Source organism: Citrobacter sp. HN-141, from assembly GCF_033341895.1.
Classification (GTDB): domain Bacteria; phylum Pseudomonadota; class Gammaproteobacteria; order Enterobacterales; family Enterobacteriaceae; genus Citrobacter.
The window spans coordinates 1-20,287 of the sequence record NZ_JAWPBF010000018.1; the positions used below are offsets into that span (position 1 = coordinate 1).

Consider the following 20,287-nt stretch of genomic DNA (forward strand, 5'->3'; position numbering starts at 1 on the left):
CTGATAGAAACAGAAGCCACTGGAGCACCTCAAAAACACCATCATACACTAAATCAGTAAGTTGGCAGCATCACCCTCAAACAAAAGCATCTAGCCAAATACAGCAATACTTTGAAGAATCCATTGGACTCAAAAAGGGGGAAATCGGTCGCAACGAATCAGTTATAAATTTCACTAAATCTTTTATAGATGGAGCTAATAGTGAACAGAATACAAATAATCTATTCGGTAAAATGAATGTTCACATGGAAAACTCTCCACAAATCCGCAGAGAGTTCCTTCGCAATTCTAATTTTTACCTTGCAAAGGATATTGGGAGTGTCATCAAGACTGATGATGCTCTCGGGGATATTGAACGTCTTATCAACTCTAATAATGCTCTCAGCGATGACCAGTTTAACGAATTCGGCATCGGCGCGTTAAATTATTTGAAATCTATCGGCCCCAAAATATCTGCTCAAGATATGATAGGGATAGTGGACTCGGTAGTAACATCTGATGTGACTGATGTAGATCAGATTAATAGGAAAGAACTGGTTGATAAACTTAAACCATCTATTGAACAATGGAAAAGTACTCTTAATAAAAGCCAATCATTAGTTATTGGAAAACTATGTGCTTTATTCAAAGCAACAGAAATTATAAAGAATGAAGTTAGCTCATTCAGCACATTCGGCTTCCAGTTTGGTAGTATGCTTCAGCAAAACTCAGGGGAGAGTTTAATGCTTTACAGAACCACTCACCCTGAGAAAACACTAGTAGATAAGAATACTATAAAGCCGGTGAATCCAATGGTTGTAATACAGGGTGCATTAGGCGAAGCTTTAATGGACAGTTTCGCACCAACCAGTGAGTAAAGCGGTTCAGTGACTTCACGGTCGCCACACCGTAACAACAATCTAAAGAGCCGCATCGCGGCTCTTTAACAATCCAGGCAACTTACTTCAGGTATTCACCACTGCGCAGCGCTTCAATACGTTTATCCAACGGTGGGTGAGTCATAAACAGCTCACTCAACGATTTGGATTTACCGTTGATGCAGAACGCCATCATGCTGGTCGCTTCCTGCGGCTCATAACTGGTTTTCAGACGCTGCAATGCGGCAATCATCTTCTCACGACCAACCAGCTTATTACGCGGCTGCTCAATAACTTCTCCACCAACGGACTTTAATGCCATCCATTTGGACATCAGCAGCGAAATGAAGGAACCACCAAAACCAAACAACATTGCCATGATCAACAAGCCTTGAACGCTGCTTGACTGAATCCCTGTCAGGCTCAATACCAGCCCGAAAACGACCATCACAGCCAGGTTCGTCAGCAGGAAGTGCGCGATTCGCATCATAATTTTCTTTTAACCTCAATTTAAAAAAACTGTTCACGATCTTCTTCAGAGATCTTGCTGAGAAGATCCTCCATCAACACATCATTTTCATTGTCCATAATAAATCCAGGTCCATACAAAATAGCAGATGATTGTCATCCTATAATTATCACCGCATTCATTGTTGAAATAAATATTTAGAAGATTGGTACTCAGATTGGCAAATAAAGAAATCGAAGCACTTTTTGAAAGAAATCCACCAACCATGATGCCATCATAGTGATGAAGAGTTGTCTTACTTATTCCATAACCGGAGATATATGAATATGAAAGTCGGTTTGCACAACATGAAAATTGGTTTTGAAAATAGATTCGACGTACAAAAAGCCAAAGGACACAATGGTTTTAGTTCTGTCCTTAGCGCTGTTCGCAACGCCCATCACGATGGCAAAGCGTTTGCTAATCTAAATTCTCAATTCAATAACATCCGTGAGTCGCTGATTACTTTATTGGTAGATGCTGATGCGTCTCACCAATTTATTTCAGAATGCGATGATTTTTTTGCTAGCTCTGCTAACTATGATACTGATGCTAAACGAATAGCTATAACGGGGTGGTTAAACGATGAACAGACAAATCTAGAAGTTTTAGGGGATAGGGTCATCGAGGAACGGCTAAATCTGTCTAGGGCTAGAACCGAATTTAATACTATAGATATAGATTTCTCAAAAAAACTTCAGAAAAAATTAACCGATTCATTGATGAATAGCAGAAATATTATAGCTACTCAACAAACAGAGCTGATTAACTCCCAGGATAAGTTAATGATCGACGGATTTAGACTTCAATATCCGAACGATCCTGAATCAGTAAAAGAGGCATTTATAGAATATAAAATGTTAGGTAACTAAAAAACATTCTTCTGCAATACTCAATATTAAAGATCTGAAAGCAGACTACAGGGGACGTTGGGCCAAGCTTTAATGGACAGTTTTAGCACCGACCAGTAAGTAAAGAGGTTCAGTGACTTCACGGTCGCCACACCGTAACAACAATCTAAAGAGCCGCATCGCGGCTCTTTATCAGTTCAGGCAGCTTACTTCAGGTATTCACCGCTGCGCAGCGCTTCAATACGCTTATCCAACGGCGGGTGAGTCATAAACAGCTCACTCAATGATTTGGATTTACCGTTGATGCAGAACGCCATCATGCTGGTCGCCTCCTGCGGCTCATAGCTGGTTTTCAGACGCTGCAATGCGGCAATCATTTTCTCACGCCCCACCAGTTTTGCAGAACCGGCATCCGCATGGAATTCACGATGACGTGAGAACCACATGGTAATAATGCTCGCCAGAATACCAAATACCAGCTCCAGCACCGTCGCCACCGCAAAATAGATTAATGGGTTACCGTTACTTTCCTCTCCTTCATCGCGGTTCCCGCCCATAAAACCAGCGGCAATTTGCGCAAGAATACGCGAAATGAAGATAACAAAGGTGTTCACTACCCCCTGAATCAGCGTCATGGTCACCATATCGCCATTGGCAATGTGGCTAATTTCATGCGCAATAACAGCTTCAGCTTCATCCGGGCTCATGTTTTGCAGCAGGCCAGTACTCACAGCCACCAGCGAAGCATCCCGGCGTGCTCCGGTAGCAAACGCGTTAATATCTGGCGCATGGTAGATGGCAACCTGCGGCATAGCGATACCGGCCTGACGGGCCTGAGTCGCTACCGTATTCATCAGCCAGCGTTCTCTCTCATTACGCGGCTGCTCAATAACTTCTCCGCCAACGGACTTTAATGCCATCCATTTGGACATCAGCAGCGAAATGAAGGAACCACCAAAACCAAGCAGCAGTGCCATGATCAACAAGCCTTGAACGCTGCTTGACTGAATCCCTGTCAGGCTCAATACCAGCCCGAAAACGACCATCACAGCCAGGTTCGTCAGCAGGAAGAGCGCGATTCGCATCATAATTTTCTTTTAACCTCAATTTAACAAAACGCACTATGCGATTACCCATATCGTATGGGTCTTACGGCTATTTTCAAGCATCCATAGGTGCTAAGTCACCAGAAAGACACAACTTTACATTTTATCGTATCAGACTGACGTCTTCATGCGTTTGTTAAAAAAACAGGCACAATTTCTTGTGCCTGTTTGACGTTATTGACTGGTCGCGGGCTGTTCCGCTGGCTTTTCTTTTTCAAGATGCGCCAGGTCGAGCGCGATTTTCACCGTTTCATCCAGGTACGGATCGGGTTCCTGATAATCCTTCGGCAGATCGTCCAGTTTCTTCAGCGGCAGTTTACCTTCTCGCTTAAACCGATCGTTGATACGCGCCAGACGCATTGCGTCATCTTCGTTATTCTCTTTCTCACGCTGGGCGTAATTGAGAGAAGCGATGTTGCGTTTATCCTTCATTGCGTTGAAACGCGCAATGTCCTTCATGATGTACTGGAACTCAGGATCGTTGGCAATACGTGCATTGTGCTCTTTCAGCAATTCCGGCCCAAACGGCGCCAGGTTATCGGACCTGGTGTAGGTTGCAGCATCAATGCTGTCCCACGGCAGCGCGTTATCTTCGAACTTCTCACCGGTTTCGGTTTCTTCATTACCTGTCGGCATGATGATGTCCGGCGTTACGCCCTTACGCTGCGTACTGCCACCATTAACGCGGTAGAACTTCTGAATGGTGTACTGAACAGAACCCAGTGCCGGCCATTCCGGGCGCAGCATCTGATCGTAAATACGGTTCAGGGAGCGATACTGTTGTACGGTGCCCTTACCAAACGTCGGTTCACCGACAATCAGTGCACGACCGTAATCCTGCATCGCCGCGGCAAAAATCTCTGATGCCGAGGCACTGAAACGGTCAACCAGCACCACCAGCGGGCCTTTGTAGTAAACAACGCCATCGGTATCGCTGTCTTCGCGCACCTTGCCGTTGTTGTCACGAACCTGAACCACCGGACCAGAAGGGATAAACAGACCGGAAAGCGAGACCGCTTCGGTCAGTGCGCCACCACCGTTGGTACGCAGGTCGATAATCACACTGCTGACATTCTGTTTTTCCAGTTTCTGCAGCTGAACTTTGACGTCATCCGTCAGGCCAACATAGAAACCAGGAATATCCAGTACGCCGACTTTTTCTTTGCCAACGGTTTTCACCGACATTTTAACGGCACGGTCTTCCAGACGAATACGCTCACGCGTCAGCGTAACGGTACGTGTCTTGGTGCCCTTACCCGCAGGCAGGATCTCAAGGCGAACTTTGCTGCCTTTTGGTCCTTTGATCAGCGCGACAACATCATCCAGACGCCAGCCAATCACATCGACCATGCCTTTACCGGTCTGACCGACGCCAACAATACGATCGCCTACGCTTATCGCTTTGCTCTTCGCTGCCGGGCCACCTGCAACCATGGAATTAATGACGGTGTAGTCATCATCCATTTGCAGAACCGCGCCAATACCTTCCAGAGACAGGCTCATTTCAGTATTGAACTGCTCAGTATTACGTGGAGACAGATAGTTAGTATGTGGATCGATTTCACGTGCAAACGCGGTCATCGCCAGTGAGAACACATCTTCACTGTTTGTCTGCGCCAGACGGCGGATGGCGAATTTGTAACGACGTGTCAGCGTTTCACGGATTTCAGCGTCGGTTTTACCAGCCAACTTCAGGCTGAGTTCGTCAAATTTAACCTTGCCGTCCCACAGCGCATTCAGCTCTGCTTCGCTTTTCGGCCACGGCGCTTTACTCCGATCGAGGTTAAAGTTGTCGTTACCGGTGAAATCCATTGGACGTGCCAGTACGCTTAATGCGTACTGGTAGCGTTCAAACCGGCGCTTTTGCGCCAGATTATAGAGATCGTAAAAGACATCGAGCTTGCCCGAACGCAGTTCATCACCGAGGACGGTTTTCTTTTTGGCAAACTGCTCGATATCGCTCGCCAACAGCACGTTATGGCTGTAGTCGAGCAGATTCAGATAGCGGTCAAAAATTTTTGCCGAAAACGCCTGATCCAGATCGAACTGGCGATAATGTGAACGCGTAAAGCGTGATGTCACACGTTCACTCACCGTCGCATGCTGGGTTTCTTCCTTTAAAACGGGGATTTGATCGGCACGCGTGATGTCTTCCACAGCGAGTGCCTGGCCTGCAAATGCAAGCAGACCAGCTAACGCAGTAAGCCTAAAAAAAGTGTTCATGCCAGGCCTGGCCTCCGTTTCAGAACACCAGGTGTTCTGCGCGTACAATCAAAGACATACCCGAATTCAGCTGTACACGGACACCATCTTTGGTGATTTCTAATACGGTGGCATCCATCGCATTATTACCTGCTTTCACCTTCAGAGACTGCCCTACCGTCAGCACTGAAATATCAGATACTGGGGTATGCTGTTCTTCACGAGGAGCACGCGGTGCTTTTGCCACTGGTTTTTCAGCGCGAGGTTTACGCTCAGCACTTTCTTTACGACGCGGTGCAGGACGCGGCTTGCGCTCACGACGCGGTGCGTCTTCTTTTTCACCAGCCGCCGCCGCCGCTTCGCGTTTTTTCGCCTGTTGCTCTGCACGTTGCGCCTGAACGCGGGCTTTAGCTTCTTCAAGCTGTTTACGCGCATGTTCAACGTGTTGCTCATCCAGCTCACCACATGGGTTGCCGTCGAGGTCGACACGCGTTGCGCCCAGCTTAACGCCGTACAGATAACGCCAGCTTGAAGTATAGAGACGTAAGGCCGAACGGAGCTGTGTTTTACTGAGGTTCATTTCGCCCTCAACACGCTCTACCAAATCCTGAAAAATGCCAATTTTCAGCGGGCGCGCTTCGCCTTCCGCACTAAAACACTGCGGGAAGCGTTCGGCCAGAAACGCGATGACTTCTTTACTGCTATTCAACTTAGGTTGATTTTCCATGAAATTTCCTGATTACAACGGACGTAGCCAACAAGCGCAGGCATGAACAGGCGTCATTATAATGACGTCATCAGTAATTGCTACGTTATCCGTTGATTATCCTGCGACGGTCGCAAAGAATTTTTTGTAATCCGTCGTTGCAAGCACGGTTTCAAGCTGTGCCACAAGCGTCCGCAGACCCTGTTCATCTTCTTCAGTAAAGCGTCCAAACGCCGTGCTATCAATGTCCAGCACGCCGATAATTCGATTCTCAACCGTAATCGGCAGAACGATTTCCGCATTGCTGGCGGCATCGCAAGCGATATGGCCATCAAAGGCATGCACGTCTTCTATACGCTGAACCTGGTTCTGCGCCACTGCAGTACCGCACACGCCGCGCCCTACCGGGATGCGAACGCAGGCAATTTTCCCCTGGAAGGGACCGAGCACCAGCGTAGTGTTCTCAAGCAGGTAAAAACCCGCCCAGTTCACTTCTGCAAGACGTTCGTACAATAACGCGCTGGTATTCGCCAACGTTGCCAGAAAACTGGTTTCACCTGCCATTAATGCCTGAAAATCACGGTTCAGATCCGTGTATAGCTCTATTTTGTTCATTATGTAATCACTTAGTTGTCTTACTTAAAACTGCAGCCTACTAAAATAAACATTAAATGCGTAAATGCTCAAGATCATTCCCATCATGGGTTAAGATAACATTACTTCAACACTTTGATTCGCGATACATGGCCCTTACTCATCCACGCATCACGCCGACTAAAAAAATAGCGATCAGGTCCATTGGTGAAGCGCTACCCCGTGCGCATTACCAACGATGCCCTGAATGTGACCTGCTGTTTAGCTTGCCGAAAATGCGTTCGCACCAAAGTGCATTCTGCCCACGCTGTCAGGCCAAAATTCGTGACGGCCGTGACTGGTCGTTAACGCGACTGGCGGCAATGGCTTTCACCATGCTGTTACTGATGCCCTTTGCGTGGGGAGAGCCGCTGCTGCACATCTATTTATTAGGCATACGCATTGACGCGAATGTAGTACAGGGCATCTGGCAGATGACCCGGCAAGGCGATCCGCTGACAGCATCCTTTGTGATGTTTTGCGTCATTGGCGCTCCCGTGATACTCGTGTCATCAATCGCTTATCTGTGGTTTGGCAATATTCTCGGTATGAACCTGCGCCCGGTATTATTGATGCTGGAAAGGCTTAAAGAGTGGGTCATGCTTGATATCTATCTTGTTGGTATCGGCGTCGCCTCGATCAAAGTGCAGGACTACGCTTTTCTGCTGCCTGGAGTGGGACTCTATGCCTTTATCGCACTGGTGATCCTGAGCATTTTGACGCTGTCGCACCTCAATGTTGAGCAATTGTGGGAACGCTTTTACCCACAAAGGCCCGCACGTCGCCCCGACGGACAGCTTCGTGTTTGCCTCGGCTGTCACTTTACAGGTTATCCTGATGCCCGAGGCCGCTGTCCCCGTTGCCATATTCCATTACGCTGGCGCAGAAATCAGAGCATCCAAAAGTGCTGGGCAGCTCTGCTGGCCTCGATTGTCCTGTTGCTGCCTGCTAATCTGCTGCCTATCTCGGTAATTTACGTTAACGGTGCCCGTCAGGAAGACACAATTCTGACCGGCATCATGTCCCTGGCGAACAGCAACGTTGGCGTAGCGGCCATTGTTTTTATCGCCAGTATCCTGGTGCCATTCACTAAAGTGATTGTGATGTTTACGTTGTTGTTCAGCATCCAGTTTAAATGTGAACAAGGGTTACGCACCCGCATCCTGCTACTCCGTATGGTGACCTGGATTGGTCGCTGGTCGATGCTGGACCTGTTTGTTATCGCCTTAACCATGTCGCTGATAAATCGCGATCAGATACTTGCTTTTACTATGGGACCGGCTGCGTTTTATTTCGGTGCAGCGGTAATATTGACTATTCTTGCAGTGGAATGGCTGGACAGCCGCTTACTTTGGGATGCACATGAGTCAGGAAACGCCCGCTTCGCAGATTGAAGCGCAAATTAAAACAAAACGCCGTATCTCTCCGTTCTGGCTGCTGCCGTTCATCGCGCTAATGATTGCAGGATGGCTCATCTGGGGCAGCTATGAAGATCGTGGCAATACCGTGACCATCGACTTTATGTCCGCGGACGGTATTGTCCCAGGCCGCACTCCCGTGCGCTATCAGGGTGTCGAAGTTGGCACCGTGCAGGATATCAGCCTGAGTAAAGATCTGCGCAAAATTGAAGTTCGCGTCAGCATCAAGTCCACCATGAAAGATGCCCTGCGCAAAGACACGCAATTCTGGCTGGTGACGCCGAAGGCATCACTGGCGGGGGTTTCTGGCCTCGATGCGCTGGTTGGCGGGAACTATATCGGCATGATGCCGGGCACCGGCGAGCCGGAAGATCATTTCGTCGCGCTCGACACGCAGCCAAAATATCGGCTGAATAATGGCGATTTGATGTTGCATCTTCAAGCATCCGACCTCGGTTCTCTCAACAGCGGTTCACTGGTTTATTTCCGCAAGATCCCGGTAGGCCGGGTCTATGACTATACCATCAACCCCAATCATCAGGGGGTAACCATCGATGTCCTGATTGAGCGTCGCTTTACCAATCTGGTGAAAAAAGGCAGTCGTTTCTGGAATGTGTCCGGGGTGAATGCGGATGTCAGCCTGAGCGGCGCAAAGGTAAAACTGGAAAGTCTGGCCGCGCTGGTCAATGGCGCCATCGCCTTTGACTCCCCAGAGGATTCACAACCTGCCGCCGCCGATGACACGTTTGGGTTATATCAGGATCTCGCCCACAGCCAACGTGGCGTGATCGTCAAACTGGAGCTGCCCAGCGGCGATGGCCTGAAGGCTGGTTCAACCCCGCTGATGTATCAGGGCCTGGAGGTTGGTCAACTGACCAGGCTGGATTTGAATCCAGGCGGTAAAGTCACCGGTGAAATGACCGTCGACCCCAGCGTTGTCACGCTACTGCGCGACGGCACGCGCATTGAGTTACAAAGCCCCAAATTATCATTAAACGATATGAGCCTGAGCTCGCTGTTAACAGGAAAAACGTTTGAACTGGTGCCCGGCGAAGGCGAACCACGTAGCCAGTTTGTGGTGATCCCCGGTGAACAGTCCCTGCTTCATGATCCCAGCGTTATGACGCTTACGCTGACCGCTCCGGAAAGTTACGGTATCGATGCCGGCCAGCCGCTGATCCTTCATGGCGTGCAGGTCGGTCAGGTTATCGAGCGGAAGCTATCAAGCGATGGCGTTTCATTTATCGTGGCTATCGAACCGCAGCATCGTGCACTGGTGCAAGGTGACAGCAAATTCGTGGTTAATAGTCGAGTGGATGTCAAAGTGGGCATTGATGGCGTTGAGTTCCTTGGCGCCAGCGCCAGCGAATGGATAAGCGGCGGTATTCGCATTTTGCCGGGTACCAAAGGTGAAATGAAAAAAAGCTATCCGCTGTATGCAAACCTCGAAAAAGCCATTGAGAACAGCCTGAGCGATCTGCCCACCACCACCGTCAGCCTGAGTGCCGAGACGCTACCCGATGTGCAGGCCGGGTCGGTGGTGCTGTACCGTAAATTCGACGTCGGTGAAGTCATTAGCGTACGCCCTCGTGCCGATGCGTTTGATATCGATCTGCATATCAAACCGGAATACCGCAATCTGCTAACCAGCAACAGCGTGTTCTGGGCTGAAGGTGGCGCAAAAGTTCAGCTTAACGGCAGCGGCCTGACCGTACAGGCCTCTCCCCTGTCGCGGGCGCTAAAAGGGGCGATTAGCTTCGATAACCTGAGCGGTGCCAGCGCCAGCCAGCGCAAAGGGGACAAGCGGATCTTGTACGCCTCAGAAACCGCTGCACGCGCGGTAGGTGGACAGATTACGCTGCACGCCTTTGATGCCGGGAAACTCGCCGCGGGCATGCCCATTCGCTACCTTGGCATCGATATAGGTCAGATCCAGACCCTTGAACTGCTCACCAGCCGTAACGAAGTTCAGGCCAAAGCGGTGTTGTATCCGGAGTATGTCCAGACGTTTGCGCGTAGCGGTACACGTTTCTCGGTCATTACCCCGCAAATTTCAGCGGCAGGTGTAGAGCATCTGGATACCATCTTACAGCCCTATATTAACGTCGAACCAGGACGCGGTAATCCGCGCCGTGATTTTGAACTGCAGGAAGCGACGATTACTGATTCACGTTACCTTGATGGTTTGAGTATCGTGGTAGAAGCGCCAGAAGCTGGTTCGCTGAATATCGGTACTCCGGTTCTGTTCAGAGGTATTGAGGTGGGTACCGTCACGGGTCTGACGCTGGGTTCACTGTCCGATCGCGTGATGGTGGCCATGCGCATCAGTCAGCGCTACCAGCACCTGGTGCGTAACAACTCTGTGTTCTGGCTGGCATCTGGCTACAATCTCGACTTCGGCCTCACCGGCGGCGTGGTGAAAACCGGGACCTTCAATCAGTTCATTCGCGGTGGTATCGCGTTTGCCACCCCACCTGGTACGCCACTGGCACCGAAAGCGCAGGCGGGTAAACACTTCCTGCTGCTGGAGAGTGAACCGAAAGAATGGCGTCAATGGGGAACCGCCCTGCCACGCTAATCTTTCCCCCGCTCCGGCGTACTCGCGCTGGAGCGGTTAGCCTCGTCATACTTCACGTAGGTGCGTTGTTGCCCTGTAACTCGAATTATTGAGGGTATATGCTACACTGCGCACTTGTTTTTTTGCCGGTGGTACCAAGTGGCTTATTTTCCTGACGCCTTTCTGACACAAATGCGTGAAGCAATGCCTTCCACGCTCTCTTTTGACGATTTTCTCGCAGCCTGCCAGCGTCCATTACGCCGCAGTATCCGCATCAATACGCTGAAAATCTCCGTTGCTGATTTTATCGACTTAACCGCGCCTTATGGCTGGTCACTCACTCCGGTTCCCTGGTGTGCTGAAGGCTTTTGGATTGAGCGCAACGATGAAGAGTCTGTACCTCTCGGCAGTACTGCTGAGCATTTAAGCGGACTGTTTTATATTCAGGAAGCCAGTTCGATGTTGCCTGTTGCTGCGTTATTTGCCGATGGCAATATCCCGGAGCGGGTGATGGATGTTGCCGCCGCGCCAGGCTCTAAAACCACGCAAATTGCTGCCAAAATGAATAATCAGGGTGCAATTCTGGCGAATGAATTTTCTGCCAGCCGCGTCAAAGTTCTGCATGCCAATATCAGTCGTTGCGGGATTGCGAACGTCGCACTCACTCATTTTGATGGCCGCGTGTTTGGCGCCGCGTTGCCAGAAGCCTTTGATGCCATTTTGCTGGACGCACCATGTTCCGGTGAAGGCGTCGTGCGTAAAGATCCCGATGCGCTGAAAAACTGGTCGCCAGAAAGTAATCTGGACATTGCCGCCACCCAGCGCGAACTGCTCGACAGCGCCTTCCACGCCCTGCGTCCCGGCGGCACATTGGTCTATTCCACCTGCACACTTAACCGTGATGAAAATGAATCCATCATGCAGTGGCTGATAGAGACTTACCCAGACGCCGTCGAATTTCTGCCACTGGGTGATTTATTTCCGGAGGCCGGACGCGCCCTGACACCAGAGGGGTTCCTGCACGTCTTCCCGCAAATTTATGACTGTGAAGGATTCTTTGTCGCACGTTTGCGAAAAACTGCCCCTATCCCTGCACTGCCCGCGCCGAAATATAAGGTGGGAAATTTCCCCTTCAGCCCGCTGAAAAGCCGGGAAGCCGCACAAATCACCCAGGCCGCTACCGCCAGTGGATTGCAGTGGCAAGACAATCTGCGCCTTTGGCAGCGTGATAAAGAAATTTGGTTATTCCCGACAGATATTGAACCGCTGATTGGTAAAGTTCGTTTTTCCCGCCTCGGGATTAAACTCGCTGAAACCCACAATAAGGGTTACCGCTGGCAGCATGAGGCGGTTATCGCCCTTGCTAACCCAGGACATCACAATGCGTTTGAACTGACGCCTGAAGAAGCGGAAGAGTGGTATCGCGGCAGAGATGTCTACCCACAAACCTCACCAACAGCCGACGATGTACTGGTCACGTTCCAGCGTCAGCCGCTTGGACTGGCAAAACGCATTGGATCACGGTTGAAGAACAGTTATCCACGCGATCTTGTCCGGGATGGTAAACTCTTTACAGGATAACGCACGTTTTTACTGGCGCTTTTGCTCACGTTGACTACGCTGAAAAATGGACGGCTTAACTGGTCGTACCACAACCCGCAAATCAACGGAGAGCACGATGATGAAAACCAGTGTGCGCATTGGCGCTTTTGAAATCGACGACGCCGAGTTACATGGCGAATCGCCGGGGGACCGAACGTTAACCATTCCTTGTAAATCCGATCCGGATTTATGCATGCAACTGGACGCCTGGGATGCCGATACCAGCGTCCCGGCCCTTCTCAATGGAGAACATTCCGTTCTATTCCGCGAGCACTACGACCGTAAGTCAGATGCCTGGGTCATGCGTTTTGCCTGATTCAAAAAGAACCCGTCGCCAGACGGGTTATTTATTAGCGTTAAAACAATTGACTCTAAGTACGCAGGCACAGAAGAAAGCGATGGTTCCCCCCGCAGCCAGCACACTATAAGCGAGTTCCCAACTTTGCGTTGAATCCATCACCACACCAAATGATAACGGCGCAAGAGACCCTACGCCAAATCCAAGCAGCGACCGCAATCCCATCACACTTCCCAGCTTTGCCTGAGGCACATTATCGGCAATCGCGGCAGATAAAACGCCTGAATCGCCAAGAATGAAAAAACTCCCCATAAACGCAAACAGCAACGTCCACCCCGCCCCCCAGGAAACCGATAATCCCATCAGGAGTGAACTCAACGCGCCGGCAGCGCCCATAAAAATCAACACCGATGCGCGATTAAAATAATCGGAGATTGCCCCTACAATCAGCGTCGAGAACATCCCCGATAAATGTACAGCACAGGCGACGATCAACCCGGTAGTCATCGGCTCCATCTGCCAGACTTGCAGCGCATTCGCCACCAGGCTGGGGGTCCATGCCCAGCTCCCCAGTAACTCCCAGCAATGCGCAATATAACCCACCATCAGCAGTATTGCGCCGACCGACAGAGCATGGCTCTTTGCCGATCCTCCCGGGTTCTGCATCCTGTGCTTGTCTTCCTGATAGCTGGATAGCGCCACTGAACCGGATACCGCGCCAACCAATGCGCCTGCGGCACATAAATAGAACGCAAAGGACGCTCCCCAGCGCAATGCTCCCCAAGCGGAGATAAATACTGACAGCAGGTAGCCAAACGAACCTGCGGCCAGGATCATCCCAACGGCAAGTCCACGTTTGGACACGCTGTTCATACCCATCGCCAACATCATCGCTGGCGTGTAGGCCCCACCCTGGGTCAATCCAACAAAGGCCATCATGACCAGAGCGGAAGAGTAAGAGCGGGCAACACAGGCAAAAAGCAATAAAGCGCACACACCTAACCACGAGAAAATGAGATACACCTTGCGCGCCCCCAGATAGTCACACAGCCAGGAGGCAGCAAATAAGGCACAGGCGTTTGCAATACTAAATACCGTCTGTACTGTTCCCGCAGCGGCGGCGTCGATATGCCACTCATCGCGTATTACCGGAAGTGCACCAGCAAAAGCCATTGTCCCCAGGCATGTCCCCGCCCGGCCAAGGCAAAACAAATTGAATGCTTTCACTAAAATTGCCTGCAGAAAAGTGGATATCAATAGTGAATCAGAACGTTGCGGGCCATGTTATGAGCAAGGGGAAGACGCTGACAAACGATCTTTATTGCGTCCATTGGTTGAGTTAGACTCAACCAATGACACGATTACTCTCGCTCCCCCATTTGCCGGCATTCGAAGCTGCTGCACGCAGAAGCAGCTTCAGTGCGGCTGCTGATGAACTGTTTATCACCACAGGAGCAGTCAGCCGACACATCCGCACACTGGAAGAACAACTGGGCGTACAACTGTTTTATCGTGCACACAAATCTGTCAGGTTGACGAGTGCCGGAGAGACCTTTTCCCGCGTCGCAACACGGTTACTCGATGAACTTGCCCAGGCAGAAAAAGAGGTCAACGCTAACGTTTTTTCGGGAAGATTAACCATCCAGTGCTTACCCACATTCGCCATGCACTGGCTAATGCCAAGACTGGCTGAGCTGAATGAAATCCACCCTGAACTCACCGTCGATGTCACCACCAGCATCGGTCCCGTTAGCTTTGCCTCTCCCTTTGATATCGCTATTCGCCGGGATCCGGCGCATTTTTCCGGACTTAAACCTGTGCCATTTCTTCACGAATCAAGCCTGCTGGTTTGCAGCCAGCAGTACCTGCACAGCCGACCGCTGATCTCGCCAGATCAACTGGACGATCATATAAAAATTCAAATTCGTGCGCGTAACGATCTCTGGAAACGCTGGCATAGCCATTTCCCAAATGATCATCATGAAAGTAACCAGATTATCACGCTGGATCATACGTTTGCGGCAATGCAGGCGGCTGAAGATGGTTTAGGCTTGGCCGTGATGCCCTATTTATTCTGTGAAAAACACCTGAAAACAGGAAGGCTGGTTGCGCCATTTGGCGATTTGACTATCGATAGCGGAACCTATTCTCTGCTGTGGAACGACAGACAAGATGAGGCCGTAAGAAAATTTACCCACTGGTTGCAATCTTTTGAACTGCCCACTGAAACGCCTCAGCCCTTCACTCGTGAGCACACTGTGACGCGTTAACGTCTTTCTCCCCGCCCCATTAACTGCAATTTCTTCTACACTATTGATACGGCAACACAATTTGAGGATGGAATGTTCACGCTGATTCTTTTTGTTTGCTACCTGGATGGCGGTTGTGAAGATATCGTGGTTGATGTCTACAATACGGAACAGCAGTGCCTAATTTCGATGGACGATCAGCGCATTCGCAACGGCGGATGCTTGCCGGCTGAAGACTATATCGACAGCTTCTGGCGTCCTGCTCAGGAATATAGTGATTTCTAATTATTGTAATTGCACCAACGTTAGCTCACCGCCAAATACCGCACCGGTATCAATATAGTGCAGATTATCGCGATCAAGCCGATGGCGCAGGGGCGTATGGCCAAACCAAAAGTGATCTGCGCCATGAATTCCACTGCCTTTGTTCATTAATCGCGCACGATCCCACAACACCCGTTGCAAATCGACCTCTTTTCGCCACAGATAATCATCATCCGGGTAATCGGCGTGAGCAATCACGTGTATGCCATTCTGACAATGCAGTTCCAGAATCCACGGTAATTGCTGACAGGCTTCAAGAGCAAATCTTGCCGCGGGTTGTACTGCCTGTGCAAACCACGAACCCCCATTCATAAACCACAACTGCAGATCCCCCGTCACCAGCGCATCCAGCGCCATCTGCTCGTGATTCCCCCTGACCGCCACAATCCAGTTCCGGCGCAGCAACTGTAGACAGCGCAGACTATCAGGCCCACGATCGGTAACATCACCGACAGAAACCAGCAGATCGCGCCACGGATCAAACCGACACTGGCGCAGTTTATCCATCAGCATAGAAAAACAGCCGTGAAGATCCCCCACGACCCAGATGTGACGCCAGTTTGTTCCTTCTACCCTCTGGTAGACGTTATCAGGCTGCCCCATATGACCTTCTGCACTCGGATATTCCCTGCCTATAACTTTAGCAATAGTGGTATGAGACGAGGAGAAAACCGCATACGACACGCGATGATTTGCGCAGGGTGCGATTTGACATCACGACAAACTCTCTGCCGTCGATGTCATGCCGCCCAGAATAACTATGCTGTTGATGCTGCCCACAAGTCGCCTTTGCGATAGGGCTTCTTCACTTTTTAATAATGTTACTATTATTCTGCCTGGTTCATCCGTTATTTCACTGATAGATCAACGGGTTTCAGTGGCTTCCTCAATTCAGTACCATGAAAATCTTTATATCGTGGTTCGAGACGGGCAGATTCTGAAAGAATAACTCTATTATCCCGAAAGCTCAGATGGTCACTATCAAATAACTTATGAAAATCAGCAGCAAGCGCGATGCCATTTTCTACACTCGGTAAGCCTTTATTGGCATGGCTAATTATGTGGCAAGCTTCAACTGCCAAAATACTGCCGGTAATTGCGCATTTATTGCCCCAATTCGACATCACCGCTTTACGAAATTTTGCCTGCTCCCGGCGAATTTTAACCATGCGTAGACCGTCTTCCCTGCGAGCAGGCGTTCCTATTTGATAATCAGGTATTGCAATCAATAAACTGAGAACCGACACAATTTCTTCGCACAAAGGTGCTTCAAATGAAGCTCCCTGATGACAAAAATGTCGTTTAAAATTAGTCCACTCCTCTTTTCGCTTGCTGGGAGGGAGTTGTTCACCAACGAGCAATTCATCCAACGGAAGGAAAGTATCAAGAGTGGATAGGTCTTTCAGTTGAACTCGATATGGATAAACGTTGTTTGGGTCCACAAAAGTATCAATAATTTCGAACACGCCACACAACTGGAAGTCTCGCTTTCCAGAGAGTTTTTGAATCACAAAAAGGCGGTCACCAGGGGTCACTTGACGGGTTTTCCATTCCTGCCCAACCCCATACCCATTACTGTAGTCAAAATCTTTTGTATTTTTGGGTCCATGATAAGCATAGAAATATTTCATCTTTTATTCCTTTTGAAGAGCCAATAAAGAGTAATATCGACAATCCCGCGAGAAAACTTAACGTATAAATACGGTACAGTGGACTGTTATTTCATGCTGCAGGTGACCGTCAGCAGGAAAGCATGGTCTCACGTCTTCGCGTTAGAAGAGAGAACACGCAGAGGATTTTGCTCAGAGATTGCTGGGGTATAAAAATTTAACAATAACCAAAAATAGCTGGACGCACACGGTGCAGAATATGTTATGGTTTGGACAGGATATGGAAATTTCGAGCAATTTTCGTGGTGTTTCGTGGCCACATCGAAAAACACCATAAGAAAACAAAGATATAAAAAGAGACCGAATACGATTCCTGTATTCGGTCCAGGGAAATGGCTCTTGGGAGAGAGCCGTGCGCTAAAAGTTGGCATTAATGCAGGCTAAGTTACCCTGCCATTTAAGAATAGATGACAGCGCCAGGTTTTCCAGTCCGCGACTAAAGTGGTCTGAAAAAAAGGGGGATTGCCACACGCTACAATGTAAAAACCGCAAGTTCTCCTGTGAGATCCTTGCGGTTTTTTATTGGAAATCAGAGCACTACATCTGACAATTAACAGAGCTTTTCTGCACGCTCGATAAACGGAGCAAGGCTCATTTTTTCGCCAGATTTAGCCGGATCGTCAATCTGGATAATGTCGATCGGTTTTGCCGTGGTTTTACCGCTCTCAACCTGCTGTCTGGCAACATCATTCAGCGGGTATTGCACCAGCGTGCTGGGGTTGATGACATACAGCGCGTTGCCCGGACGGCAGGTCAACATCACCTCTTCACGATTAAACGCCCATTTATCTTTGCCAACCTCAAAACGACTGACGGTAATAACCTGCGGCGCAGCCAGTGCCGCTCCTGAACTTGCCAGTAGCAATAAAGAGATAATGATTTTTTTCATACGTTTTGCCAGTCCATCAGAACGGTTCGAGGGTTGCAAACAGGCTGACAATTGCCAGCACAACAGCGCCTATACCCCATTCCAGCTTCGTCATCCAAATAAAATAGAGGGTCATGCAGCGATTATCCTGCTGCATACGTGGAACAAGAACATACCGATTCACCAGCGCAATCGCCACCATTAGCATGACCAGGGCACATTTTAACAACAGCAGTTTCCCATAAGCCACATGCCAGGGAACAGCGAAACCGACAATAAACAGCGCATTCATGATGCCGGTAAGCAACACGCCAATCACAAAAAGATGTCCATAGCGGGAGAAGCGCATCATGGTACTGATGGCTTGATCGCGCCAGCGTCCTTGCGCCATTTTCATACAGTAGAGCACCGGCAACAAGCCGCCAAACCAGGCAGCTGCGCATATCAGATGCAGCGCATGGTTAATCTGATGAAGTGTGCCGGTTACGCCATCGTGCAGTGTCGCATGCCCAACGCCCGCCAGCAGAATAAACTGCGCAATCGTCAGCATTAGCAGTCGTCGCGGCATACTGCGCGGTACGATAATGGTCACCGCCAGTGTGACCAGCGCAAGGATAATTTGCCACAGCCAGACGCCCCCGAATTGTGTTTGCAGGACGGCTCTCCAAACGGTGATGGAGAGGACATCCTGCCAACCCGCGCCCATTAATCCCCCCTGAACCGCCAGCATCAGCGTCGCGCTGATAAAACTCCACGCCGCGGCGTGGCGTTGCAGATGCAAGAAACGATGCATCATCAAATGACGGAGCGAAACAGGAGCCAGCCATGCGCCATAGAGCGCACAGCCAAACACCAGCATCAGCGTGGTAAAATGGATAAAACGCAGTGCAACCCAGGTAAACGCCAGCATCGGTTATTTCACGCTAAAGCTATATTGCCCTTTCGTCTTGTGCCCATCCACTGACACAACATGCCAATCGACCGTGTATTTTCCTGTTTTCAGTGACTGAACGAGCGGAATAATCAGTTGCGTTTTATCCTGCTCATTACGCGTTGCCTTACCCGTTTTGATCTGTTCTTTTTGCGGGCCTGTCAGCGTTGCCCCGCTGAATGCAGGTTCGACACCTTCAGAAAAATTGAGCGTCAATGCCTGGGGGGATGCTGTGACCTGCGCATTAGCCGCAGGGCTTTGTTGTGTCAGATGCGCATGCGCCAGGGCAGCGGGTGTCGCCAGCATACCGGCAAGAGCGATGAGAGCATAGCGAAGTGAAGATGCAGATGAAGCCATATCAACTATTCCTTTTTGTTATGTCTAATCTGTAGAGAATAACCTTCTACAATGATCGAGTCGAGAATCATCATTTCAGGCTTGCCATTAATGCGCACTCTTAGTAACTTTTGCGCGCCAATGGAGAGATGAGGAAAAACGTATGAATATTAATCTGGCTAAACTTGAGCAAGCAGAAATGGATAAGGTTAACGTCGATCTGGCTGCGGCAGGCGTCGCATTTAAAGAGCGCTACAACATGCCTGTCGTTGCTGAAGTTGTCGAGCGTGAACAGCCTGCACATTTACGCGACTGGTTCCGTGAACGCCTGATCGCACACCGTTTAGCTTCCGTTTCCCTCTCACGTTTACCTTACGAGCCTAAAGTTAAATAAACCTTATATTAAGTTACAGTTCCTTACATGATGCCTGCTACAGTATAAGCACATTCTTAATCTACTATTTAAGGATGGTTGTAGACACTATGAAAAGGAAATCATTATGTCACACTGGAAAATTGCTGCAGCGCAGTACGAACCACTTCAACGATCATTAAGCGAACACGTCGCCCATCATTTGCAGTTCATTCAGGCAGCGGCTAAATGCCAATGCGAATTGTTGGTTTTTCCAGCATTGTCCCTGTTGGGCTGTGTGGACGAAGACGACGCCCTCCCGGCCCCGCCCGATGAAGAGTTACTGCAACCCCTCGCCCACGCCGCAGTCACGTATCGTATGACCATCATTGCCGGGTTGTCGGTAGAGCATCACGATCGCTTTGTGAAGGGAATAGCGCTTTTCTCTCCCTGGATGACCTCGCCGTTAATGTTTCATCAAAGCCATGGCGCCTGTATCGCCAGGCAACGAAATGCCATCAGCGTGGTCGACAGCCAGCCGGAAGGTATTGATATCGACCCGACATTTTCGCTGTTCACAACCTGTCAGTCCGTCAAAGAACCAGAACTGCTCTCTTCCGCTTCGCGTCTGCAAAGTTTTTCGCATAAATTCGCCATTGCGGTACTGATGGCCAATGCCCGTGGCAGCAGCGCATTGTGGGATGAACGTGGTCGGTTAATTGTCCGCGCCGACAGCGGTTCATTACTGTTAACTGGTCAACGCACGCCACGGGGTTGGCAAGGTGATATCATTCCATTACGCTAGTCGTTTTTGGCTCG

Annotated in this window: 21 protein-coding genes; 10 read left to right on the forward strand and 11 right to left on the reverse strand. The window is 49.8% G+C overall.

Annotation, left to right across the window (positions count from 1 at the left end):
- Window positions 1-857, forward strand: an 857-nt coding sequence (locus tag RYZ59_RS19535) for a hypothetical protein (protein ID WP_318050300.1), incomplete at its 5' end; no start/stop codon positions are given.
- 82 nt (window positions 858-939) lie between these two features.
- Here RYZ59_RS19535 and RYZ59_RS19540 read toward each other — a convergent pair.
- Window positions 940-1,347, reverse strand: coding sequence for a hypothetical protein (locus tag RYZ59_RS19540; protein WP_318050299.1), 408 nt, complete (start codon window positions 1,345-1,347; stop codon window positions 940-942).
- A gap of 299 nt (window positions 1,348-1,646) precedes the next feature.
- On the opposite strand from RYZ59_RS19540, the gene RYZ59_RS19545 reads away from it, so the two are divergent.
- Window positions 1,647-2,237: a hypothetical protein gene (locus RYZ59_RS19545; RefSeq protein ID WP_318050298.1), complete on the forward strand. Its 591-nt coding sequence runs from the start codon at window positions 1,647-1,649 to the stop codon at window positions 2,235-2,237.
- Window positions 2,238-2,422: 185 nt separating this feature from the next.
- Here RYZ59_RS19545 and htpX read toward each other — a convergent pair whose 3' ends face one another.
- The 4 genes from htpX to RYZ59_RS19565 form a co-directional block, all read right to left on the reverse strand.
- Window positions 2,423-3,304: a protease HtpX gene (htpX, locus tag RYZ59_RS19550; protein ID WP_318050297.1), complete on the reverse strand. Its 882-nt coding sequence runs from the start codon at window positions 3,302-3,304 to the stop codon at window positions 2,423-2,425.
- Window positions 3,305-3,496: 192 nt separating this feature from the next.
- The gene (gene prc / locus RYZ59_RS19555) at window positions 3,497-5,545 is read right to left on the reverse strand and encodes a carboxy terminal-processing peptidase (protein ID WP_318050296.1); all 2,049 of its coding nucleotides are present in this window, start codon (window positions 5,543-5,545) and stop codon (window positions 3,497-3,499) included.
- A gap of 19 nt (window positions 5,546-5,564) precedes the next feature.
- Complete coding sequence (gene proQ, locus RYZ59_RS19560; protein WP_137381595.1) at window positions 5,565-6,251, reverse strand: RNA chaperone ProQ; 687 nt, start codon at window positions 6,249-6,251, stop codon at window positions 5,565-5,567.
- A gap of 96 nt (window positions 6,252-6,347) precedes the next feature.
- Window positions 6,348-6,845 (reverse strand): GAF domain-containing protein, encoded by a 498-nt coding sequence (locus RYZ59_RS19565; protein WP_318050295.1) that lies wholly within the window; start codon window positions 6,843-6,845, stop codon window positions 6,348-6,350.
- A 128-nt stretch (window positions 6,846-6,973) separates the two neighbouring features.
- Here RYZ59_RS19565 and yebS point away from each other — a divergent pair, with 128 nt between their 5' ends.
- The 4 genes from yebS (at window position 6,974) to RYZ59_RS19585 (ending at window position 12,756) form a co-directional block, all read left to right on the forward strand.
- On the forward strand, window positions 6,974-8,257 hold the full coding sequence (gene yebS / locus RYZ59_RS19570) for a membrane integrity lipid transport subunit YebS (protein WP_121584744.1): 1,284 nt from the start codon (window positions 6,974-6,976) through the stop codon (window positions 8,255-8,257).
- Window positions 8,226-10,859, forward strand: coding sequence for a PqiB family protein (locus RYZ59_RS19575; RefSeq protein WP_318050294.1), 2,634 nt, complete (start codon window positions 8,226-8,228; stop codon window positions 10,857-10,859). Before yebS ends, RYZ59_RS19575 begins: the two co-directional genes overlap by 32 nt.
- Before the next feature lie 138 nt (window positions 10,860-10,997).
- Window positions 10,998-12,419, forward strand: coding sequence for a 16S rRNA (cytosine(1407)-C(5))-methyltransferase RsmF (gene rsmF, locus RYZ59_RS19580; RefSeq protein WP_318050293.1), 1,422 nt, complete (start codon window positions 10,998-11,000; stop codon window positions 12,417-12,419).
- A gap of 100 nt (window positions 12,420-12,519) precedes the next feature.
- Window positions 12,520-12,756, forward strand: a complete 237-nt coding sequence (locus tag RYZ59_RS19585; protein WP_101742234.1) for a YebV family protein — start codon at window positions 12,520-12,522, stop codon at window positions 12,754-12,756.
- Between the two features lie 27 nt (window positions 12,757-12,783).
- Here the strand turns inward: RYZ59_RS19585 and RYZ59_RS19590 are convergent, their stop codons facing one another.
- Window positions 12,784-13,965, reverse strand: a complete 1,182-nt coding sequence (locus RYZ59_RS19590) for an MFS transporter (protein ID WP_318050292.1) — start codon at window positions 13,963-13,965, stop codon at window positions 12,784-12,786.
- A gap of 125 nt (window positions 13,966-14,090) precedes the next feature.
- On the opposite strand from RYZ59_RS19590, the gene RYZ59_RS19595 reads away from it, so the two are divergent.
- Both RYZ59_RS19595 and RYZ59_RS19600 read left to right on the forward strand, forming a co-directional pair.
- Window positions 14,091-15,008: a LysR substrate-binding domain-containing protein gene (locus tag RYZ59_RS19595; RefSeq protein WP_318050291.1), complete on the forward strand. Its 918-nt coding sequence runs from the start codon at window positions 14,091-14,093 to the stop codon at window positions 15,006-15,008.
- Window positions 15,009-15,080: 72 nt separating this feature from the next.
- Window positions 15,081-15,272 (forward strand): YebW family protein, encoded by a 192-nt coding sequence (locus RYZ59_RS19600; protein ID WP_005120744.1) that lies wholly within the window; start codon window positions 15,081-15,083, stop codon window positions 15,270-15,272.
- Here RYZ59_RS19600 and pphA read toward each other — a convergent pair whose 3' ends face one another.
- The 5 genes from pphA to yobA all read right to left on the reverse strand — a co-directional run bounded on the left by pphA (window position 15,273) and on the right by yobA (window position 19,137).
- Window positions 15,273-15,914, reverse strand: coding sequence for a protein-serine/threonine phosphatase (gene pphA, locus RYZ59_RS19605; RefSeq protein WP_318050290.1), 642 nt, complete (start codon window positions 15,912-15,914; stop codon window positions 15,273-15,275).
- A gap of 245 nt (window positions 15,915-16,159) precedes the next feature.
- Window positions 16,160-16,942 carry an HNH endonuclease gene (locus tag RYZ59_RS19610; RefSeq protein ID WP_318050289.1) on the reverse strand — a complete coding sequence of 261 codons (783 nt, stop codon included), beginning with the start codon at window positions 16,940-16,942 and terminating at the stop codon, window positions 16,160-16,162.
- Window positions 16,943-17,531: 589 nt separating this feature from the next.
- The gene (locus RYZ59_RS19615; RefSeq protein ID WP_318050288.1) at window positions 17,532-17,870 is read right to left on the reverse strand and encodes a YebY family protein; all 339 of its coding nucleotides are present in this window, start codon (window positions 17,868-17,870) and stop codon (window positions 17,532-17,534) included.
- A gap of 16 nt (window positions 17,871-17,886) precedes the next feature.
- On the reverse strand, window positions 17,887-18,759 hold the full coding sequence (gene copD / locus RYZ59_RS19620) for a copper homeostasis membrane protein CopD (protein ID WP_318050287.1): 873 nt from the start codon (window positions 18,757-18,759) through the stop codon (window positions 17,887-17,889).
- A gap of 3 nt (window positions 18,760-18,762) precedes the next feature.
- Window positions 18,763-19,137, reverse strand: coding sequence for a CopC domain-containing protein YobA (yobA, locus tag RYZ59_RS19625; RefSeq protein ID WP_318050286.1), 375 nt, complete (start codon window positions 19,135-19,137; stop codon window positions 18,763-18,765).
- A gap of 142 nt (window positions 19,138-19,279) precedes the next feature.
- On the opposite strand from yobA, the gene RYZ59_RS19630 reads away from it, so the two are divergent.
- Together RYZ59_RS19630 and RYZ59_RS19635 are read left to right on the forward strand one after the other, a co-directional pair.
- The gene (locus RYZ59_RS19630; RefSeq protein ID WP_005120732.1) at window positions 19,280-19,510 is read left to right on the forward strand and encodes a DNA polymerase III subunit theta; all 231 of its coding nucleotides are present in this window, start codon (window positions 19,280-19,282) and stop codon (window positions 19,508-19,510) included.
- Between the two features lie 106 nt (window positions 19,511-19,616).
- Complete coding sequence (locus RYZ59_RS19635) at window positions 19,617-20,273, forward strand: carbon-nitrogen hydrolase family protein (RefSeq protein ID WP_318050285.1); 657 nt, start codon at window positions 19,617-19,619, stop codon at window positions 20,271-20,273.
- The last annotated feature ends 14 nt before the right edge of the window (window positions 20,274-20,287 follow it).

What these genes read in the sequence shown, in the direction of transcription:
- RYZ59_RS19540 (WP_318050299.1), bottom strand. Translation starts at nt 1,347, where the DNA reads ATGATGCGAATCGCGCACTTCCTGCTGACGAACCTGGCTGTGATGGTC.
- RYZ59_RS19545 (WP_318050298.1), top strand. Translation starts at nt 1,647, where the DNA reads ATGAATATGAAAGTCGGTTTGCACAACATGAAAATTGGTTTTGAAAAT.
- htpX (WP_318050297.1), bottom strand. Translation starts at nt 3,304, where the DNA reads ATGATGCGAATCGCGCTCTTCCTGCTGACGAACCTGGCTGTGATGGTC.
- prc (WP_318050296.1), bottom strand. Translation starts at nt 5,545, where the DNA reads ATGAACACTTTTTTTAGGCTTACTGCGTTAGCTGGTCTGCTTGCATTT.
- proQ (WP_137381595.1), bottom strand. Translation starts at nt 6,251, where the DNA reads ATGGAAAATCAACCTAAGTTGAATAGCAGTAAAGAAGTCATCGCGTTT.
- RYZ59_RS19565 (WP_318050295.1), bottom strand. Translation starts at nt 6,845, where the DNA reads ATGAACAAAATAGAGCTATACACGGATCTGAACCGTGATTTTCAGGCA.
- yebS (WP_121584744.1), top strand. Translation starts at nt 6,974, where the DNA reads ATGGCCCTTACTCATCCACGCATCACGCCGACTAAAAAAATAGCGATC.
- RYZ59_RS19575 (WP_318050294.1), top strand. Translation starts at nt 8,226, where the DNA reads ATGAGTCAGGAAACGCCCGCTTCGCAGATTGAAGCGCAAATTAAAACA.
- RYZ59_RS19585 (WP_101742234.1), top strand. Translation starts at nt 12,520, where the DNA reads ATGAAAACCAGTGTGCGCATTGGCGCTTTTGAAATCGACGACGCCGAG.
- RYZ59_RS19595 (WP_318050291.1), top strand. Translation starts at nt 14,091, where the DNA reads ATGACACGATTACTCTCGCTCCCCCATTTGCCGGCATTCGAAGCTGCT.
- RYZ59_RS19600 (WP_005120744.1), top strand. Translation starts at nt 15,081, where the DNA reads ATGTTCACGCTGATTCTTTTTGTTTGCTACCTGGATGGCGGTTGTGAA.
- pphA (WP_318050290.1), bottom strand. Translation starts at nt 15,914, where the DNA reads ATGGGGCAGCCTGATAACGTCTACCAGAGGGTAGAAGGAACAAACTGG.
- RYZ59_RS19610 (WP_318050289.1), bottom strand. Translation starts at nt 16,942, where the DNA reads ATGAAATATTTCTATGCTTATCATGGACCCAAAAATACAAAAGATTTT.
- RYZ59_RS19615 (WP_318050288.1), bottom strand. Translation starts at nt 17,870, where the DNA reads ATGAAAAAAATCATTATCTCTTTATTGCTACTGGCAAGTTCAGGAGCG.
- copD (WP_318050287.1), bottom strand. Translation starts at nt 18,759, where the DNA reads ATGCTGGCGTTTACCTGGGTTGCACTGCGTTTTATCCATTTTACCACG.
- yobA (WP_318050286.1), bottom strand. Translation starts at nt 19,137, where the DNA reads ATGGCTTCATCTGCATCTTCACTTCGCTATGCTCTCATCGCTCTTGCC.
- RYZ59_RS19630 (WP_005120732.1), top strand. Translation starts at nt 19,280, where the DNA reads ATGAATATTAATCTGGCTAAACTTGAGCAAGCAGAAATGGATAAGGTT.
- RYZ59_RS19635 (WP_318050285.1), top strand. Translation starts at nt 19,617, where the DNA reads ATGTCACACTGGAAAATTGCTGCAGCGCAGTACGAACCACTTCAACGA.